This window comes from Brevundimonas sp. AVps23W (genome assembly GCF_058681395.1).
On record NZ_CM178738.1, the window covers coordinates 469,942 to 486,590 of the forward strand.

Annotated in this window: 20 protein-coding genes; 10 read left to right on the plus strand and 10 right to left on the minus strand. The window is 67.9% G+C overall.

Translation table 11 applies throughout. From position 1 onward, the window contains the following. Positions 1-410: 410 nt before the first annotated feature. Positions 411-623: a hypothetical protein gene (locus ACW177_RS02230; protein ID WP_492027037.1), complete on the minus strand. Its 213-nt coding sequence runs from the start codon at positions 621-623 to the stop codon at positions 411-413. Between the two features lie 78 nt (positions 624-701). Here ACW177_RS02230 and ACW177_RS02235 point away from each other — a divergent pair, with 78 nt between their 5' ends. From ACW177_RS02235 to ACW177_RS02255, 5 genes are all read left to right on the plus strand, one after another. Then, positions 702-1,022 carry a 2Fe-2S iron-sulfur cluster-binding protein gene (locus ACW177_RS02235; RefSeq protein WP_267515239.1) on the plus strand — a complete coding sequence of 107 codons (321 nt, stop codon included), beginning with the start codon at positions 702-704 and terminating at the stop codon, positions 1,020-1,022. 203 nt (positions 1,023-1,225) lie between these two features. Then, complete coding sequence (locus ACW177_RS02240; RefSeq protein ID WP_492027038.1) at positions 1,226-2,854, plus strand: DNA-packaging protein; 1,629 nt, start codon at positions 1,226-1,228, stop codon at positions 2,852-2,854. Between the two features lie 67 nt (positions 2,855-2,921). Next, the gene (ftsY, locus tag ACW177_RS02245) at positions 2,922-3,857 is read left to right on the plus strand and encodes a signal recognition particle-docking protein FtsY (protein WP_492027039.1); all 936 of its coding nucleotides are present in this window, start codon (positions 2,922-2,924) and stop codon (positions 3,855-3,857) included. 1 nt (position 3,858) lies between these two features. Beyond that, positions 3,859-4,512 carry an inner membrane-spanning protein YciB gene (locus ACW177_RS02250; protein ID WP_492027040.1) on the plus strand — a complete coding sequence of 218 codons (654 nt, stop codon included), beginning with the start codon at positions 3,859-3,861 and terminating at the stop codon, positions 4,510-4,512. A gap of 114 nt (positions 4,513-4,626) precedes the next feature. Continuing rightward, on the plus strand, positions 4,627-5,238 hold the full coding sequence (locus ACW177_RS02255; protein ID WP_492027041.1) for a MarR family winged helix-turn-helix transcriptional regulator: 612 nt from the start codon (positions 4,627-4,629) through the stop codon (positions 5,236-5,238). Positions 5,239-5,451: 213 nt separating this feature from the next. Here ACW177_RS02255 and ACW177_RS02260 read toward each other — a convergent pair whose 3' ends face one another. Together ACW177_RS02260 and ACW177_RS02265 are read right to left on the minus strand one after the other, a co-directional pair. After that, positions 5,452-5,790 (minus strand): ArsR/SmtB family transcription factor, encoded by a 339-nt coding sequence (locus ACW177_RS02260; RefSeq protein ID WP_492027042.1) that lies wholly within the window; start codon positions 5,788-5,790, stop codon positions 5,452-5,454. A 2-nt stretch (positions 5,791-5,792) separates the two neighbouring features. After that, positions 5,793-6,266: an SRPBCC domain-containing protein gene (locus tag ACW177_RS02265; RefSeq protein WP_492027043.1), complete on the minus strand. Its 474-nt coding sequence runs from the start codon at positions 6,264-6,266 to the stop codon at positions 5,793-5,795. A 130-nt stretch (positions 6,267-6,396) separates the two neighbouring features. Here ACW177_RS02265 and ACW177_RS02270 point away from each other — a divergent pair, with 130 nt between their 5' ends. The 3 genes from ACW177_RS02270 (at position 6,397) to ACW177_RS02280 (ending at position 8,131) form a co-directional block, all read left to right on the plus strand. Next, positions 6,397-6,672 carry a YdeI/OmpD-associated family protein gene (locus ACW177_RS02270; RefSeq protein ID WP_492027044.1) on the plus strand — a complete coding sequence of 92 codons (276 nt, stop codon included), beginning with the start codon at positions 6,397-6,399 and terminating at the stop codon, positions 6,670-6,672. 97 nt (positions 6,673-6,769) lie between these two features. Beyond that, positions 6,770-7,651, plus strand: coding sequence for an AraC family transcriptional regulator (locus ACW177_RS02275; protein ID WP_492027045.1), 882 nt, complete (start codon positions 6,770-6,772; stop codon positions 7,649-7,651). Positions 7,652-7,927: 276 nt separating this feature from the next. Beyond that, positions 7,928-8,131, plus strand: coding sequence for a hypothetical protein (locus tag ACW177_RS02280; protein ID WP_492027046.1), 204 nt, complete (start codon positions 7,928-7,930; stop codon positions 8,129-8,131). 103 nt (positions 8,132-8,234) lie between these two features. Here ACW177_RS02280 and ACW177_RS02285 read toward each other — a convergent pair whose 3' ends face one another. The 6 genes from ACW177_RS02285 to ACW177_RS02310 all read right to left on the minus strand — a co-directional run bounded on the left by ACW177_RS02285 (position 8,235) and on the right by ACW177_RS02310 (position 13,958). Further along, positions 8,235-9,101, minus strand: coding sequence for a hypothetical protein (locus ACW177_RS02285; protein WP_492027047.1), 867 nt, complete (start codon positions 9,099-9,101; stop codon positions 8,235-8,237). 283 nt (positions 9,102-9,384) lie between these two features. Then, positions 9,385-9,756: a phasin gene (locus tag ACW177_RS02290; protein WP_492027048.1), complete on the minus strand. Its 372-nt coding sequence runs from the start codon at positions 9,754-9,756 to the stop codon at positions 9,385-9,387. Between the two features lie 92 nt (positions 9,757-9,848). Next, positions 9,849-10,634, minus strand: a complete 786-nt coding sequence (locus tag ACW177_RS02295) for a creatininase family protein (RefSeq protein ID WP_492027049.1) — start codon at positions 10,632-10,634, stop codon at positions 9,849-9,851. A 26-nt stretch (positions 10,635-10,660) separates the two neighbouring features. Further along, the gene (locus ACW177_RS02300; protein WP_492027050.1) at positions 10,661-11,275 is read right to left on the minus strand and encodes a TetR/AcrR family transcriptional regulator; all 615 of its coding nucleotides are present in this window, start codon (positions 11,273-11,275) and stop codon (positions 10,661-10,663) included. Further along, the gene (locus tag ACW177_RS02305; RefSeq protein ID WP_492027051.1) at positions 11,275-12,882 is read right to left on the minus strand and encodes a DHA2 family efflux MFS transporter permease subunit; all 1,608 of its coding nucleotides are present in this window, start codon (positions 12,880-12,882) and stop codon (positions 11,275-11,277) included. The genes ACW177_RS02300 and ACW177_RS02305 overlap by 1 nt, the downstream gene beginning before the upstream one ends. After that, positions 12,879-13,958, minus strand: coding sequence for an HlyD family secretion protein (locus ACW177_RS02310; protein WP_492027052.1), 1,080 nt, complete (start codon positions 13,956-13,958; stop codon positions 12,879-12,881). The genes ACW177_RS02305 and ACW177_RS02310 overlap by 4 nt, the downstream gene beginning before the upstream one ends. 121 nt (positions 13,959-14,079) lie before the next feature. On the opposite strand from ACW177_RS02310, the gene ACW177_RS02315 reads away from it, so the two are divergent. Next, entirely contained in the window at positions 14,080-15,411 is a 1,332-nt protein-coding gene (locus tag ACW177_RS02315; RefSeq protein ID WP_492027053.1) for a flavin monoamine oxidase family protein, read from the plus strand. Beyond that, complete coding sequence (nth, locus tag ACW177_RS02320; protein WP_492027054.1) at positions 15,408-16,160, plus strand: endonuclease III; 753 nt, start codon at positions 15,408-15,410, stop codon at positions 16,158-16,160. The genes ACW177_RS02315 and nth overlap by 4 nt, the downstream gene beginning before the upstream one ends. Here nth and ACW177_RS02325 read toward each other — a convergent pair. Then, entirely contained in the window at positions 16,157-16,573 is a 417-nt protein-coding gene (locus tag ACW177_RS02325; RefSeq protein WP_492027055.1) for a MarR family winged helix-turn-helix transcriptional regulator, read from the minus strand. The genes nth and ACW177_RS02325 overlap by 4 nt on opposite strands. Between the last annotated feature and the right edge of the window lie 76 nt (positions 16,574-16,649).

A 16,649-nucleotide genomic window follows, 5' to 3' on the forward strand; every position in this document is an offset into this window, starting at 1 on the left:
CGAGGGCCTGCGGAAAGGATTGCGATGAAAAAATGAAGGCCGGCGCGGCGCCGGAAACGGAACGACCCAGGCCGAGGCCTGGGCCGCCGTAAAATCGAACCGAGCCGGGAAACGGCACGATCTGACTCTGTGACAAGATTAGGATTCGCACGCCCCGGCTCATCCCGCAACCCCTCTCGCAGGAGATGAGGATGGAACCGGTCGTGTATGTCACTTCCTATGTTCGCCTCCGCTTCGGTCGTGTGGAGCACGTTGTGCGCCATACCCGTCGCTGGCCGCGGACCTGAGTTAGCTCTCTAAACCTGGCGGTACTGAGGATCGCCATAGCGTCAACGAACTTGGCCACCACGTCTGTGGTGGCCGTTTTTCGTTTGCCGACCTTCAGGTTGTAACCAAGCCCGACAGTTCGGTCAGTCTGTCGCGCGATCCTGTCGTAGGTCGTCCAGATCGAGGTACAGGCGCGCGCCGCCTTCCAGAACCAACATTCGGCGGCTCCAGTATGCATGGTGCCGGGGTTCGAGCGACTGGCGCAGGGTTTCCGTCACGCCCTGACCGGTCGCGTCCGGGGACGCCGCCGTAGGGCGCGCGGGCGGGGCGGCGGGGATCTTGCGCCTGTCGGTCATTGGGGGATGATGCCATGGAGCGGCTGCGCCGTCGATCAGCGCCCTTGCGCCATCTCTCCGGCTTGATATGAGCGGCGCATGGCCAGCATCACCTATATCGAGCATGACGGAACCGAGCACGTCGTTGACGTGAAACCGGGGCTCTCCGTCATGGAGGGCGCAATCCGGAACAATGTGCCGGGGATCGATGCGGATTGCGGCGGGGCCTGCGCCTGCGCCACCTGCCATGTCTATGTCGACGAGGCCTGGCGCGAGGCGGCGGGCAAACCCTCGGCCATGGAGGAGTCGATGCTGGACTTCGCCGAAGAGGTCGAGCCCAACAGCCGGCTGTCGTGCCAGATCCGGGTGTCGGAGGCGCTGGACGGCCTGGTGGTGCGGTTGCCGCAGAACCAGCACTGATCGGCGGGTTCTGGCCCGAATTATGATGGGTTGGGCGGTCCAGCGCTTATAACTGGACGATCGAAAGTCTGTGACTTCAGCGGCTTGAGGCGCGCGAGGGCCTATTTGCGCGCCTGAGGAGCGGGTGCGCGAATACTGGGCGCATGGGAGCCAAGAGCATATTCACGGATAAGGTGTGGGACGAGGAGATCGGCCCACGATACATGAACGAGCGGCACAAGACCGCGCGCGCGATGGCGGCCGAGCTGGGCGTCTCCAAGGGCACGCTGGAAACCCAGATGCACAAGCGCGGGTTCTTCCGGCAGACGCCGCGCGAGTCCCTGCCGGCCAACTTCCTGAAGGGGACGGCGGCGCCGGAGACGCGGACGCTGGAGGAGGCGAGAGCCGCCCTGATGGGGTTCGAATGGGACCCCGAGCGTCCGGATCTGTCGATGGAGGCCCTGATCGCGTTGGGCAAGGCGGCATGCCGCCTGGGGCGTCTGCCCGAGTTTCGCGAAATCCTGCGCTGTATCGCGGGCCTGCGCGCGGCGACGGGGGCGCCCCTGCCCTATGTGGTCTGGCCCGAGGCGGCGCGAGAGGCTTTGGACGCGGGTGGGCTGGACGACGACGCGGAGCCGGGGCCGGAGCTGGTGCTGAGGACGGCGCAGAAGCCGCCGGAGGACGCCTGGTCCGCCTGGCTGTTTCTGGGCGGACGGGGGGCGGGCAAGACCCTGGCGGGGGCGTCGTGGGCGGCGGACGAGGCCGAGCGGCTGGGGCGCGGCGGGCGGCTGGCCCTGGTGGGGGCGACCCTGCACGATGTGCGCGAGGTGATGATCGGCGGGCCCAGCGGCATCAACGCCCTGCCGCGCTGGCGGGGGCGGGCGCGGCCGGTCTATGAATCGACGCGGCGGCGGCTGGTGTTCCCGAGCGGGGCCGAGGCCTGGGCCTTTTCCGCCGAGGACCCCGACAGCCTGCGCGGGCCGCAGTTCGCCGGGGCCTGGGCCGACGAATTCTGCGCCTGGGCGCGGCCGGACGAGACCCTGGCCATGCTGCGCCTGGGGCTGAGACTGGGGCGGGACCCGCGTCTGGTGGTGACGACCACGCCCCGGCCGATGGCGGCGCTGAAGGCGCTGAGGGCCGAGGCCGGGTGTGTGACCACCCATGCGCCGACGCGGGACAATGCCGAACATCTGGCGCCGGGGGTGATCGCGCGGCTGGAGGACCTGTACGGCGGCACGCGGCGGGCGGCGCAGGAGATGGAGGGGCTGATCCTCGACGTCGAAGGGGCGCTGTTCCGGGCGGAGGATCTGGCCCAAGCCAATCGTCAGGCCAATCTGGACGCCGGGGCGGCGCCGGAGCGGTTCGACCGGGTGGTGGTGGCGATCGATCCGACCACCACGCCGGGGGGCGACGCCTGCGGCATCGTGGCGGCGGGGCGGGCGGGGACCCAGGCCTATGTCCTGGCCGACCGGTCGATGCGGGGCTTAAGCCCCGACGGCTGGGCGCGGCGGGCCCTGGCCTGCGCCGCCGAGTTCGGGGCCGGGGCTATTGTGGCCGAGGTCAACCAGGGCGGGGACATGGTGGCCCATGTGCTGAAGACCCTGGACCCCGAGGTGGTGGTGCGCGAGGTGCGGGCCACGCGCGGCAAGCGGATGCGGGCCGAGCCGGTGGCGGCCCTGTACGAACAGGGGCGGGTGACGCACCTGGGCCGGTTCCGCGACCTGGAGGAGGAGCTGATGGCCCTGGGCGGGGACGAGACGGGCAGTCTGGACCGGGCCGACGCCCTGGTCTGGGCCCTGACCGACCTGATGCTGGGGGAGGAACGGCAGGGGCCGTGGTTCAGGGTGTTGTAGGACGCGGGGCTTTTTGCCCCGCCATTGGCGCGTGACGGGGCGCGGCGGGCGCGCTAGAGCCTGATCCATGAACGATACGCCGAAAAAGGGCTGGTTCCAGCGCCTGTCCGCGGGGCTCTCGCGCTCCTCCAAACAGATGACCGACCAGGTCGTCGCCAGCTTCGTCAAGGAACCCCTGTCCGAGGCGGCGCTGGAGCAGCTGGAGGAACATCTGCTGGAAAGCGACCTGGGGCCGGCGGCCTCGGCGCGGATCGTCGAACGGTTCCGGGCGCTGAAGTTCGGCAAGGACGCCCAGGAACATGAGGTCAAGGAAGCCCTGGCCGAGGCGGTGGCGGCGGAGCTGTCGCCGCGTCAGGCCACCTTCGATCCGCTGAGCGGGCCCAAACCCTATGTGGTGCTGTTCGTCGGGGTCAACGGCTCGGGCAAGACCACCACCCTGGGCAAGATCGCCGCCGACCTGACGGGCAAGGGCGCCAAGGTGATGATCGTCGCCGGCGACACCTTCCGCGCCGCCGCCCGCGAACAGCTGAAGGTCTGGGCCGACCGGGCCGGGGCCGATTTCGAGAGCCGCCGCGACGGGGCCGACGCGGCCGGCCTGGCGTTCGACGCCTATGCCAAGGCGCGGGCCGAGGGGTTCGACGTCGTCCTGATCGACACGGCCGGGCGGCTGCAGAACAAGTCGGCCCTGATGGACGAGCTGCTGAAGATCGTGCGGGTGCTGAAGAAGGTGGACCCCGAGGCGCCGCACGACACGCTTCTGGTGCTGGACGCCACGGTGGGGCGCAACGCCCTGGCCCAGGAACAGATCTTCGGCCGCACCGCCTTCGTCACCGGGGTGGTGATGACCAAGCTGGACGGGACGGCGCGGGGCGGGGTGCTGGTGCCCGTGGCCCAGGCCTCCGATGCGCCCCTGATGCTGATCGGCGTGGGGGAGGGGGTGGAGGATCTGCAACCCTTCGACGCCCGCGCCTTCGCCCGCTCCCTGGTGGGACTGGAAGACTGAGATGACCGAGACGACGCCCGCGCCCGAGAAGAAGAACCGTCAGTGGATCCGCCAGCTGGTGGATTTCGGCGCCCTGGCCGCCTTCATGATCAGCTATTTCGTGACGCGGGACATGATCCTGGCGACCTGGGTGCTGGTCGGGGCCTCGGCCCTGGCCCTGGGGATTGGCTATGCCGTCGAGCGGCGGTTCGCGCCCCTGCCGCTGATCACCGGCCTGTTCGCCCTGGTGTTCGGCCTGCTGACCGTCTTCACCCACGACGACCTGTATGTGAAGCTGAAGCTGACGGTGCAGAACGGCCTGCTGGCGGTGATCCTGCTGGGCTCGATCCCGCTGGGCAAATATCCGTTCAAGGCCCTGCTGGGCTCGGCCATCAAGGTCAATGATGCCGCCTGGCGGACCCTGACCCTGCGCTATGGCCTGTATTTCCTGACCGTGGCCGTGCTGAACGAAATCTTCCGCAGCCCCGCCGCCGTCACCGCCCTCTGGCACGCCCTGGGCCGCGACACGCCCAATCCGAACGACGTCTGGACCAGTTTCCGCGGCGTTCTGTGGATCGCCGCCTCGGTCTTCGGCCTGTCGCAGGTGCCGCTGATCATGCGCAACATGACCAAGGACGAAGAGCCCGGCCCGATCTCGCCGGACACGGGACTTTGACGGAAGCGCGGTAGCGCACAGACAAAATGTCGCGTAACCGACATACTTCTCGCGTCAAATCGTAAAGCGCCGCTGGTACGCGTGCGGACGAAAGACAATCGGGGGACGGTCAATATGGTCAAGTCAGGCAAGGCGTTGCGCAAGGTCGGGCCTCTGGCCACCTCGCCCAGCCATCTGATGCACCGCGCGCTTCAGCTGGCGCTGGACATCTATTCCGAGGAGACGGGCGCCGACGGCCTGACCCAGCGCCAGTTCGCGGTGCTTGAGGCCGCCTCGCTGAAGGCCGGCCTGACCCAGACGGAACTGGTGCGGATGACCGGCATCGACCGTTCGACCCTGGCCGACCTGGTCACGCGGATGACCGCCAAGGGCTTGCTGGAGCGCGAACGCTCGACCCTGGACGCCCGCGCCAAGGCGGTTCGTCTGTCCACGGAGGGCGCCGCCCGTCTGGAGGCCGCCCGGCCGCTGGTCGAGGCCGCCGACAAGCGGATCATGGCCCTGCTGCCCAAGGGCCAGCGCGAGACCTTCCTGGCCCAGCTGGCCGAACTGGCCGCCGCCGCCGACGCCGCCCCCGACGCCGCCAAGGCCGAGGCCAAGGCCGCCAAGAAGGCCGCGAAACTGGCCGAGAAGGAAGCCAAGAAGGCCGAAAAGGCCGCCAAGAAGGCGGTCCGCCCGGCCAAGCCCAAGCTGAAGAAGCCCAAGCTGAAGGTGGTCGAGATCGCCTGACGGCCGCCGCCCGCCACCCTCGGACGTGTTGCGAGGGGGGCGGGCGATGAAGTGGACCTAGGTTCCCCCTCGCAATTCTCAAACCGTCATCCCAGGGCTTGTCCCTGGGATCCATACGCCCGGTGTTCGAAGGGGGTGCGCCCTGCGGACACACCGGGCGTATGGATCCTCGCCACAAGGGCGAGGATGACGAAACGAGGGGCGGCTCGATGCCTAGGGCGCTTCCAGGATTTGTCTGAGGGTGTCGAAGCGGGATCGCCAGAGCGACCGCTGCAACTGCGCGAAGGCTTCAAGGCGCTCCAGCCCTGCGGGGTCGATCATGCATCGTCGCTCACGTCCAACCTTTCGGCTGCTCACGAGCTGCGCGGCCTCCAGCACCCTGATGTGCTGGCCGAGGCCCGTCAGGGTGATCCCCAGGGGCGTGGCGAGCTCCTTGATGGATTGCTCGCGCTCCATCAACGAAAAGAAGATGCTTCGCCGGGTATTGTCGCCGAGGGCGACAAAGATCCCCTCGACGGCGCCGGGCGACAGGGTCTGCAGGTCGCTCGACATGGTCAGCCGGCCAAATGGCGTCGCAGGTCGGAAAACAACTGTTCGTGGCCGCGCCTGCGCAACTCGGGACCGTCTGAGCCCTCGAGGTAGGTGCCTTGCTGGGTCAGGCGTAGCCGCGCGCCCGCGCCGTCGGGCGCGAATTCAAAGGTCTCGTTGGTGATCGAGACCACCTGGCCATGCGCGCTCATCCGCGAGGCATAGACGAGCAGTGTATTGTCTATGCGCGCCACGCACTCTCCCTCCATATGGATTTCCAGGCCGGGCGCGGGCGTCTTGTCGTTCAGCGCCAGGCGAAAGACCTCCTTGCCGCCAACTTGCGGATTGAGCGTGTACTCCAGCGTTTCGTGCGTCTCAGCGTGTGCGCCATCGGCATACCAGGCGCGCTTGGTCATCGGATCGGTGAACGCCGAAAAGAGCCTCTGCACCGGACAGGCGAACGCCTCGTCCATCTCGAAGCTGTCGAACTTGACGGTCATGACGCCCTCTCAGTTGGTGAAGCCTGAACTTCACTAACTTTTTTGCCCGAAAACAGTCAAGTTCAGACTTCACTTTGGTTTCCGGCCGCACGCGGCTTGCGGCCCGCGTCCGGGGCTGCGACCATGAGGCATGGCTGATGAGACAGACCTGCCCGGCGGCGTCGTCCATCCGCTGCCCGCCGATCTGCGGGCGGCGCTGAGCCGGGACGCCGCAGCCGTGGCGACCTGGATGGCGATCACGCCCCTGGCCCGCAACGAATGGATCTGCTGGGTCGAACAGGCGAAGAAGACCGAGACGCGGCTGAAGCGGATCGACTGGGGGCGCGAGAACCTGAGCGACGGCAAACGCCGCCCCTGCTGCTGGCCAGGATGCCCACACCGCGAGAAGGGGACCGGCGCGGCTTAGGCGGCCTTCGGGTTCGCGTCCCGTCCAAACCGCAAGATCGGGCGAGCGCGCGACGGGGGCGGGCGCCAATCTGGGCCCATCACGACGGATGAGGACGATGACGACGGCGCTGGACCACTATCATGCCCGGATGCTGAGGGTGCTGGATCATATCGACCGGCATCTGGACGGCGATCTGGACCTGGAGACGGTCAGCGGTGTCGCGGCCTTTTCCAAATTCCATTTCCATCGGCAGTTCAAGGCGACCTTTGGGGTGTCTCTGCACCGTTACGTCCAGCTCGCGCGGATGCGACAGGCCTCCAAACGGCTGGCGGGCGGGTCGGGGCCCAGTGTGACCGACATCGCCCTGGACGCCGGTTACGAGACGCCCGACGCCTTCGCCCGCGCCTTTCGCCAGAGGTTCCGGCAGTCGCCGTCCGATTTCCGCAAATCACCCGACTGGGCGCCGTGGCTTCAGGCCTTCGGGCCCCTCAACTCAGCCCGGAGCAGGCTCATGCAGACGCCCTTCAGCCCCGATCAGGTCAGCATCCGGGAGACGCCCCCGATCCGGGTGGCGATCTTCGAGCATCGCGGCGATCCCGCGACCATCGACGCCACGGTCCAGCGGTTCATCGCCTGGCGAAAGGCCGCCGGCCTGTCGCCGCAGACCAATCCGACCTTCAACATCTGGCATTCGGAACGCCGCCCCGCCGACCCCGCCGACTATCGGATGGACCTGTGCGTCGGGCTGAACCCCGGTCAGCGGGTGGAGGCGGAGGACCCGGCGGTGAAGGCGGGCGAAATCCCCGGCGGGCGGTGCGCCGTGCTGCGTGTCGTCGGCGACACCCATAATCTGGAGCCGGCCGCCCTGTATCTGTACCGCGAGTGGCTGCCGGCCAGCGGGGAGGAGATGCGGGACTTTCCGATCTACTGCCAGCGGCTGTTCCTGGGGGAGCCGGAGATGGGGGCGGCGGCGGAGTTGTTTTTGCCGCTGCGGTGAGAAGGAAGGAGGAGACCGCGTCTGTCTCCTCCCCCTCTGGGGGAGGTGGCGCGGCGCGTCTTCCGCGCCGTGACGGAGGGGGCGTGTCCGCAAGGCCGGCGTCTGTGCGGCGGCCAGAACCCCTCCACCGCTTCGCGGTCCCCCTCCCCGCAAGGCGGGGAGGGGACAGGAGGGCGCGGCAGTGTCTGCAGTGCGATCAGACGCCGATTCCGCAAATCGATCCGTTGCGGACATGCTGCGTGGCAGTAAGCTGCACTGTGAAGAGGGAAGCCAGCCATGAGTCGCGACGCTAAGAACTCAATCATCTTGTGGGCTGGAACACTGGCATTGGTCGTAGTGTTCTGGGCGTTTCTTCATTTTGACATCGGGGCCGACATTCCAGACCGTTGGCTCTGGCCGATGGTGGGGATCGTGATTGGTGCGAACGTCGTGAAGTCGATCTGGGACTATTTCCGTCGCCGCAACGCCAAGGTCCAGTAACCACCCCTAGCGGCTGGTCGGCGCGTCCGCTTTTGGGCTGTGGAGCCAATGTCCGCTTTCCGCGCTGGTGTCGATGTCGTGGTCCGACCCTAAGCAGACATCCCTAAATCGAAACCGCATCTCGGACGTGCGCCGAACAGACAACGTCAAATGGGTGATCTAAGATCAAGAGCGACCCATCGTCGAACTCCACGGCATCGTAAGGTCTGCCGCCTGTCGCGATACGTGAAACCGGCGCAAGGCTTTCGCCGGACATGATAAGGATGTCTCCGCTATAGGGCCGGGGGAGCAACCAGTTCGACAACGATTCTGAGAAACGTGGCACGCCCACGAAGCCGGAGCTCATCAGCCCGTTCTCTGCGTAAAACTGCGGTTGCAAAACCTCCGATGCACGAACAGCTCCTGTGCTCAGGTCGAGATGACAAAATCTGTCGTAGCAGATGAACCACAAGTCGCTTCCGATCACGACGGCGTTCGAAGCTCCGCCGAGGCCGACCGGAAGGGGGAGTAGTCTCGTGGTTCGCCCTAAGGGTTCGAAGATCGCGACATGCGAAGTTTTATGAATGGTGATCGCAAGCGAACGGCGATCCGACATGAGAAGCGCATCGGTCGGACCTGTCTCCGGGTCATGAGACAACGCCGCGTCATCGAGTTCAAACCGGGCAAAGCAGCCTCTATCGGTATCGACCAGCGCATCGAAGAAGCTGATGGACCAGTTTACTTCGTTGTCGGCCAGTTCGGTCTCGTCCAGTTCGCGCATCGTGAATTGCGCGTCGGGATCGACGATTGCCACGCCCGTGTCGTGGCGAAGCAGAAGTGATCCATCGGAGGACTGCCTGAAATTCGCGAACCGTCCGCCAAGATCAAAACGTGTCTCGCGACCGTGCCGGTCGAGAACGCGAACTCCCGGAGGGTCGCGATACATTCGACGACTGAAAATGACTCGGTCATCGTCTATACGGAGAAGCATTTGACCCCGCCCTCGCACAGTTTCGGCTTGAACAATGGACTACTGAAAGTCCGCTTTCTACCCCAAGCAGCCCTTCGTAATGTCCGCCTTTGGACCCCACGCCGTCATCCTCGGGCTTGACCCGAGGATCGAAGGGGCCGCCGCTGGTGCGATGATACTAGCGCAGCGCCCGATCGGCGCCCGGTCCTCGGGGCAAGCCCGAGGATGACGGGGGGGGGGCGGAAAGAGCCCCTCCACCACGCTACGCGCGGTCCCCCTCCCCACGGCGTGGGGAGGAGACGCCCTACGTCTTCCTCAGCCGTTTGGCGTTGGCGACGGCGGTCTTGTGGATGGGGGTGAGGGCGTCGGTGTGGGCCTGGGTCAGTTCGGCGGTCAGGGTCTGGGCCTGGCCTGCGGCGCGGCTCCACCAGCCCAGGGCGTAGCGGATCTGGGCCTGGGCGGCTTCGGCCGGGGTGCGGGCGCCGGCGATTTCGGTGGCGGCCTGGAGGGCGCGGGCGCCCTCGTTCATGGCGTCGCGGCCCAGGCGTTCGCCGACGGCGCCGGCGCTGGCGGTCAGGGCGGCGGCGGAGGCGGCCATGGCCTCGGTCTTTTCCGAGCTCATCAACGCCAGTTCGACCGGGTCCTGGCCCCTGGGGTCGGTCAGGCCCTGGGCCATCAGGGTGGTGCGGGCGGCGATGACCTCGGCCGAGGCGGACAGGAGTTCGGCGCCCAGGACCGCAGGGGTCGGGGCGGCGCGGGTCTTGCGGGTCAGGACGCGTCTCCAGGGGCTTCTCCGGGTCGGGCCTCGGCGGCGAAGGCCGCGACGTCGGACAGCAGGGCGGGGACGGCCAGGTCGATGATGCGGCGACCTTTTTCAGGGCTGGCCTGGGCCGGGTCGGAGCCGATGCGGCCGTCGGGGAAGCGGGCGCGATAGTCGAGGGCGTCGCGGATCGGGCCGCTGGGCGCGATCTGGGGCGAATAGTCGGCCGTCTTGATCCGGTCGGGATAGGCGGCCTGGGTCACGGCGATCTCGGACGGGGTGGCGTGCATGCCGTGGCCGGTGGGGAAGATCGAGTTGCACAGGCCCTGGACGCCGGGCAGGTCCCACCAGTTTTTCAGCTTCAGGATGAAGGGCGGCTCCTCCTCCATGAAGCTCCATTCGGCGTAGATTTCCGAGAAGGTCGCCTCGATGGTGGCGACGTTGCCGCCGTGGCCGTTCAGGAAATAGATCCGCTCGAACCCGTGCCGGCTCAGCGACGAGACCCAGTCGGTGATGGCGGCCATGAAGGTGGAGGGGCGCAGGGAGATGGTGCCGGCGAAGGCCAGGTGATGCTGGGCCATGCCGATGTTGAAGGTGGGGGCGACCATCAGGGCGGCGTCCGTGCGCTCGGCCTCGTGGGCGATGATCTCGGGGCACAGCCAGTCGGTGCCGAGAAGGCCGGTGGGTCCGTGCTGCTCGTTGGAGCCGATGGGGACCACGACCGTCTTGGACAGTTGCTGGTCCGCCGCGATGCGGGCGTCGATCTCGGGCCAGGACGACAGGTGGATCAGCATGGGCGAACTCCTTTACGCGACCCGCATCAACTAGCGCGATCCACGGTGGGCGCATAGGCCGCGACGAAGAGGCGGGCGGCCTCGCGGGCGCGACGGGCGCGGCGGTCGGCGTCGATCTGGGGGATGTTCAGCATGGCCCGCAGATGGCCGTGGCCCAGCACCAGGCCGGTGAACATCTCGGCCGCCTCGTCGGGATCGGGCACGGCCAGCCGGCCGGCGCGCGTCTGGTCCGCCAGCCAGGCCGACAGCAGTTTGAGGCCGCGCAAGGGCCCGGCCTCATAGACGACCTGAGCGACCTCGGGCGCCTCGATCGACATCAGAACCACGCCCCGCACCGAACTGACCTTGTGCGGGTCGCAGACGCGGTCCAGCAGGCCCAGCGCCAGGGCCTCCAGCACGGCGAGCGGGGCGCCGGGCGCCTTGAGCGGCGCGGCCACGGCGTCGGATCGCTGGCTGGCCATGGCCCGGGCGATCTCCAGCTTGGAGGCGAAGCGGTTGTAGACCGTCTGTTTGGACACCCCCGCGAGGCGGGCGATCTCCTCCATCGAAGCCGTCATTCCCTTGTCCGCGAACAGGGTCATGGCGGCGTCGAGAATGGCCTCGCTCTTCTTCTCGTCGATCTGACCCAGGCGGCGCCCCATCAGTGCATGTCCGACGGGGGCGCCCCCGGCTGGACCTTGACCGGCTGGGCCATCAGGGTGACGAAGGCCGCGAAGGCGCACAGGATGCCCAGCAGAGCGAAGGCGTCGCCGAAGGCCAGGGTGTTGGCCTGTTTCTGCAGCAGACTATAGACGGCCTTCATCGCCGAGGCCGCCGGGTCGATGGTGTGGGCGTACCTCTGTTCCATGCCGGCGATCATCTCACGCATGGACTGGTCGCTCTGGGCGATGCGGCTGGTCAGCTCGCCCATGTGGACGGCGGTGTCGGTGGTCAGGCCGGTGTTCAATATGGCCAGGCCGACGGCGCCGCCGACGTTGCGTGACAGGTTCACCAGGCCCGAAGCGTTCTTGACCATGTGCGGCGGCAGGGTGGCCATGGTCACCTGTTGCGCGGCGATCATGGCCAGCATGATGCCCACGCCGCGGAAGGCCTGAACCGAGGCGAACTCCCAGAAGCCCCATTCGTCGGTGACCATCCGGGCCTCCCACATGCCCCAGGCGCACAGCATGAAGCCGCCGAACATCAGCACGCGCGCGTCCAGCTGGCGCACCAGACGCCCGGCGAAGGGGCCGGTGGCGAACATGGCCAGGCCCGAGACGATCATGGTCGTGCCCACCTCGGCCGACGAATATTCCCGCACCCGGCCCAGAAACAGCGGCAGCAGGAAGGTGCCGCCGTAGAGGGCGAAGCCGACGATGAAGGTCATGATGAAGCCGACCAGGAAGTTGCGGTTGCCGAAGGCGCGCAACTCGACGATCGGCTGGCGATAGGCCAGGGAGCGCCAGACGAAGATCGGCCCCGTCACCACGGCGATCACCGTCAGCCACAGGATGGTGGTGTCGTTGAACCAGTCGTTATCTGCGCCCTCTTCCAGGACGTATTGCATGCTCATCAGGAAGACGGCCATGAAGCACAGGCCCCACCAGTCAAACCCCTTGGCCAGGGAGGGGTCCCCCCGGTCGAAGTTGCCGAACCGGCCGACCAGGAACAGGACCACGAGGCACGGCGCGACATTGATGAAGAACAGCCAGCGCCAGCTGAGCCATTCGGTCAGGTGACCGCCCAGGGTCGGGCCGACGGTCGGGGCCAGGGTGACGATCAACCCCATGACCACGCTGGCCGTCACCCGCTTGTCCGGCGGAAAGGCGGTGAAGGCCACGGCGAAGACGGTCGGGATCATGGCCCCGCCGACGAAGCCCTGGATGGCCCGGAACAGGATCATGGTGTCGATGGAGTTCGACAGGCCGGTGGCGATGCTCATCACCACGAAGCCGGCGCAGGAGGCCAGGAAGACCTTCTGCGTGCCCCACAGCCGCGACAGGAAGCCCGACAGGGGGATCATCACCACCTCGGGGATCAGATAGGCGGTCTGAATCCAGCTGATTTCGTCGGACGAGGCGCCGACCCCCGCCTGGATCTGGGGCAGGGAGGCGGCGACGATCTGGACGTCCAGAATGGCCATGAACTGACCCACCACCATCCCGGAAAACCCGAGCAGCAGCATGGTCCAGTTGATCTCGGGATGGCCGGCGACGGGGCTCTGTTGCGTGACCCCGCCCCCAGCCGCAGCCGGGTCGGCGGCGGTCACGGGCGGGACGCTCCGATGGAGGCGTCGGCGAAGCTTTGGCCGCCGTGGCTCTTCAGATCGACCTTGACGTCCACCGACAGGCCGGGACGCAGGGCCAGGCCGCGGTCGGCGCCGGCGACGACGATCCGCACGGGGACGCGCTGGGTGATCTTGGTGAAGTTGCCGGTGGCGTTCTCGACCGGGATCAGGGCGAATTCGGAGCCGGTGGCGGGGGCGAAGCTGTCGATCCGACCCTCGATCTTGCGGCCGGGGAAGGCGTCGGCCGAGATCTCGACCGTCTGGCCCAGACGCATCCGGTCCAGCTGGGTCTCCTTGAAGTTGGCCACGACATAGGTCTGGGTCAGGGGCACGATCGACAGCAGCTGGGTTCCGGCGTTGACGAACTGGCCGGCCCGGACGCTGCGGGCGCCGACGACGCCGGCGATGGGGGCGCGGATGACGGTGCGTTCCAGGGCGATGCGGGCCGTCTCGACCTGGGCGCGGGCCTGTTCGACGGCGGCGACGCTCTGTTCGCGGGTCGAGCCCAGCACCCCGGCGGTGCGCTGCTCGGCGACCAGGGCGGCCTGGGCCTGTTTCACGCTGGCGTCGGAGGTGGCGGCCGAGGCGCGCTCGGTCTGGATCCGCTGTTGCGAGACCCAGCCCTGCTGGGCCAGCTTGCCGTAGCGCTCGACCTCGGCGCGGTCCAGACCGGCCTGGGCCTGGGCCTGGGTCACGGCGGCGGCGCGGGAGGCGATGGTGGCCTGTTCCTGTACGGCCTGGGCGTCGACATTGCCGACGGCGGCGATGGCGGCCTGGAGATTGGCTTCGGCGCGGGCCAGTTCGGCGCGCTGGTCGGCGTCGTCCAGCCGGACCAGAACCTGACCGGCCTCGACGCGCTGGTTGTCGCCCACAAAGACCTCGATCACGCGGCCGGCCAGCTGGGGGCTGACCAGGGTGGTGTCGGCCTGGACGAAGGCGTTGTCGGTGCTCTCCCACCTTTGACCGTTCATCCACCAGACGATCCCGCCCGCGATCAGGGCGAGACCCACCAGGACGGCGGTGATCAGCGGCAGACGTTTCTTCAGTTCAGGCGACATGGGGACATCCGGGGGAGGGTGCGGCGTTTTGAAGCGGCGCTAAAATGGACGTCGCCGTCCAAAAATCAATGTCCATCCTGAAGAATCCGGATCACGAGCGGTTTTCGTGTATTTCCGTCCCATGACCGTTCGTGTTTCCGCCTCCCATCCGCTGCCGTCCCAGGTCGATGTGGCGGTCATCGGCGCGGGGGCGGCGGGGATCGCCGCCGCACGCCGGCTGATGCGGCCGGGCCTGTCGGTTCTGGTGCTGGAGGCCCGTGACCGGATCGGCGGCCGCGCCTGGACGGCGCGGGTCGAAGGCGAGGGCCTGGACATGGGCTGCGGCTGGCTGCACTCGGCCGACGACAATGTTCTGGCCGGGCGGGTCGAGGCCGAGGGGCTGACGCTGGACCAGACTCCGCCCCCGTGGCGAACCCAGGCCTTCGACCATGAAATGACCCGCGCCGATCAGGCCGAGTTCGGCGAGGCCTTCGCCGCTTTCGACCAGCGTGTGACGGAAGCCGCCGCATTGGTTCGGGATGGGCGGGGCGAAGACCGGCCCGCCTCCGACTTCTTTGACCCGGACTGTCGCTGGAACGCCCGGATGGACGCCATCTCGGGCGCTCTGAACGGCGCGCGCTTCGCCGAGGTGTCCAGCCTGGACTATGACGCCTATGGCGACACCGGGGTCAACTGGCGGGTGCGCGAGGGCTATGGCCGGCTGATCGCCCGGCTGGGCGACGCCGTGTCCGACGCGGTGGTGCGCGACTGCGCCGTGCGGCGGATCGACCGGTCCGGCCCCCTGCTGCGGCTGGAGACCAGCCGGGGCGAGCTGACGGCGCGGATCGTGATCCTGACGGTTCCCAACAGTCTGATCGCCAGCGAGACGGTGCGGATCGATCCGCCGGTTCCGGCCTGGCTGGAGGCGACGGCGGGCGTGCCCCTGGGCCTGGCCTCCAAGGTGCATATGACGGTGCGGGGGGCGGGGGATTTTCAGCCCGACACCCAGCTGTGGACGCGGACCGATACGGCCGAGACCGGCGGCTATCATCTGCGGCCGTTTGGGCGGCCGATGATCGAGGCCTATTTCGGGGCTGGGCTGGCCTGGGGGCTGGAGGCGCAAGGCCCCGCCGCCCTGGTTGATTTCGCCGTGTCCGAACTGGTCGCGGCCCTGGGGTCGAACATGCGGCGCCGGCTGGAGGCCGTGGCCGTGTCGAACTGGGGCGTCGATCCCTGGTCGTGCGGCGCCTATTCCCACGCCCTGCCGGGTCATGCGGGCGACCGGGCGAAACTGCGGACGGCGGTCGAGGACCGGATCTTCCTGGCCGGCGAGGCGACGGCGCCGGTCTATTACGGCACGGCCCACGGGGCCTGGATGGAGGGCGAACGGGCGGCGGATGCGGCCCTGAGAGCCCAAGGCTTGGCGCCCCTGGGTCTTGACCCGCGCCGCGACGACGGCGACAGCGAGGCATGAAGCCGACCAAGGCCCTGAAACCTGTCGCCAAGCTCAAGCCCGGTGCGAAACGCCCGGCGGTGATGACCGGCGCCTCCGTGCCGGTGCTGCGCTGGCCGCCGGACGAAGACCGGGTCGAGACCATTTTCGAGCGGCTGTCCGGGATCATGCCCGAGCCGAAGACCGAGCTGAATTTCTCCAACCCCTTCACCCTGGTCGTCGCCGTGGCCCTGTCGGCCCAGACCACGGACGTCGCGGTAAACAAGGCCACCGACCGCCTGTTCCAGGTCGCCGACACGCCGGAGAAGATGCTGGCTTTGGGGGAGGAGGGACTGGTCCCCTATATCGCCTCCATCGGCCTGTATCGCGGCAAGGCGCGCAACGTCATCGCCCTGTCCCGCCTGGTGCTGGAGCAGCATGGCGGCGAGGTTCCGCTGAACCGCACCGATCTTCAGGCCCTGCCCGGCGTGGGACGCAAGACGGCCTCGGTGGTGCTGAACGAGCTGGGGATCGAGGCCGCCATCGCCGTGGACACCCATGTCTTCCGCGTCTCGCACCGGCTGGGCCTGGCCAATGCGGGCACGCCGGACAAGGTGGAGGCCCAGCTGTTCAAGGTCGTGCCTGAGCAATGGCTGCCCAAGGCCCACCACTGGCTGATCCTGCACGGGCGCTACACCTGCACGGCGCGCAAGCCCAAATGTCTGGCCTGCGTCATCGCCGACCTGTGCCCGTCGCGGGCGGGGCTGATGGCGCTGGGGGCGGCGGGTTAAGCCATTTCTGGCGGCAGCGCCGGGTGTGTAGCCAGTCGTTCCGCCACGGTCTCTAGCACCCGCTGCGTCGCTTCCAGGTCGGCTTCCGGAATATCCATAAAGAGGCGGTCGCGGATCTCGGCCGCGAGGATGTCCAGTTCCATCAAGGCCTCGCGTCCGGCCGGTTCCAGCATGATCAGACGAACCCGTCCGTCTCCGAGCACGCGGCGCCGGCTGACGAACCCGAGCGCCTCCAGTTTGTCGAGCTGACGCGTGAGACTGGGCCCGGTTATCTCAAGACGCTGCGCCAGCTCCGTCTGTGTCAGGCCCGCGGGCGCCTCGTCCAGGAAGTAAAGCAGGCTTGTTCGGACGGCGGCCTTTCCGGACGCCCGACGGGCCTCGGCCGTTAGGACATGAAAACGCCGGGCCGACAAGGTAACAGCGAGAGCGATTCTCAGTTGCAGGGCTTGGCGGTGCGGTAATCCCGCAGATAGGAGCGGTAACAGCGGC

Coding starts and splice junctions, on each gene's coding strand:
- ACW177_RS02230 (WP_492027037.1), bottom strand. CDS start 623: ATGACCGACAGGCGCAAGATCCCCGCCGCCCCGCCCGCGCGCCCTACG.
- ACW177_RS02235 (WP_267515239.1), top strand. CDS start 702: ATGGCCAGCATCACCTATATCGAGCATGACGGAACCGAGCACGTCGTT.
- ACW177_RS02240 (WP_492027038.1), top strand. CDS start 1,226: ATGAACGAGCGGCACAAGACCGCGCGCGCGATGGCGGCCGAGCTGGGC.
- ftsY (WP_492027039.1), top strand. CDS start 2,922: ATGAACGATACGCCGAAAAAGGGCTGGTTCCAGCGCCTGTCCGCGGGG.
- ACW177_RS02250 (WP_492027040.1), top strand. CDS start 3,859: ATGACCGAGACGACGCCCGCGCCCGAGAAGAAGAACCGTCAGTGGATC.
- ACW177_RS02255 (WP_492027041.1), top strand. CDS start 4,627: ATGGTCAAGTCAGGCAAGGCGTTGCGCAAGGTCGGGCCTCTGGCCACC.
- ACW177_RS02260 (WP_492027042.1), bottom strand. CDS start 5,790: ATGTCGAGCGACCTGCAGACCCTGTCGCCCGGCGCCGTCGAGGGGATC.
- ACW177_RS02265 (WP_492027043.1), bottom strand. CDS start 6,266: ATGACCGTCAAGTTCGACAGCTTCGAGATGGACGAGGCGTTCGCCTGT.
- ACW177_RS02270 (WP_492027044.1), top strand. CDS start 6,397: ATGGCTGATGAGACAGACCTGCCCGGCGGCGTCGTCCATCCGCTGCCC.
- ACW177_RS02275 (WP_492027045.1), top strand. CDS start 6,770: ATGACGACGGCGCTGGACCACTATCATGCCCGGATGCTGAGGGTGCTG.
- ACW177_RS02280 (WP_492027046.1), top strand. CDS start 7,928: ATGAGTCGCGACGCTAAGAACTCAATCATCTTGTGGGCTGGAACACTG.
- ACW177_RS02285 (WP_492027047.1), bottom strand. CDS start 9,101: ATGCTTCTCCGTATAGACGATGACCGAGTCATTTTCAGTCGTCGAATG.
- ACW177_RS02290 (WP_492027048.1), bottom strand. CDS start 9,756: ATGGCCCAGGGCCTGACCGACCCCAGGGGCCAGGACCCGGTCGAACTG.
- ACW177_RS02295 (WP_492027049.1), bottom strand. CDS start 10,634: ATGCTGATCCACCTGTCGTCCTGGCCCGAGATCGACGCCCGCATCGCG.
- ACW177_RS02300 (WP_492027050.1), bottom strand. CDS start 11,275: ATGGGGCGCCGCCTGGGTCAGATCGACGAGAAGAAGAGCGAGGCCATT.
- ACW177_RS02310 (WP_492027052.1), bottom strand. CDS start 13,958: ATGTCGCCTGAACTGAAGAAACGTCTGCCGCTGATCACCGCCGTCCTG.
- ACW177_RS02315 (WP_492027053.1), top strand. CDS start 14,080: ATGACCGTTCGTGTTTCCGCCTCCCATCCGCTGCCGTCCCAGGTCGAT.
- nth (WP_492027054.1), top strand. CDS start 15,408: ATGAAGCCGACCAAGGCCCTGAAACCTGTCGCCAAGCTCAAGCCCGGT.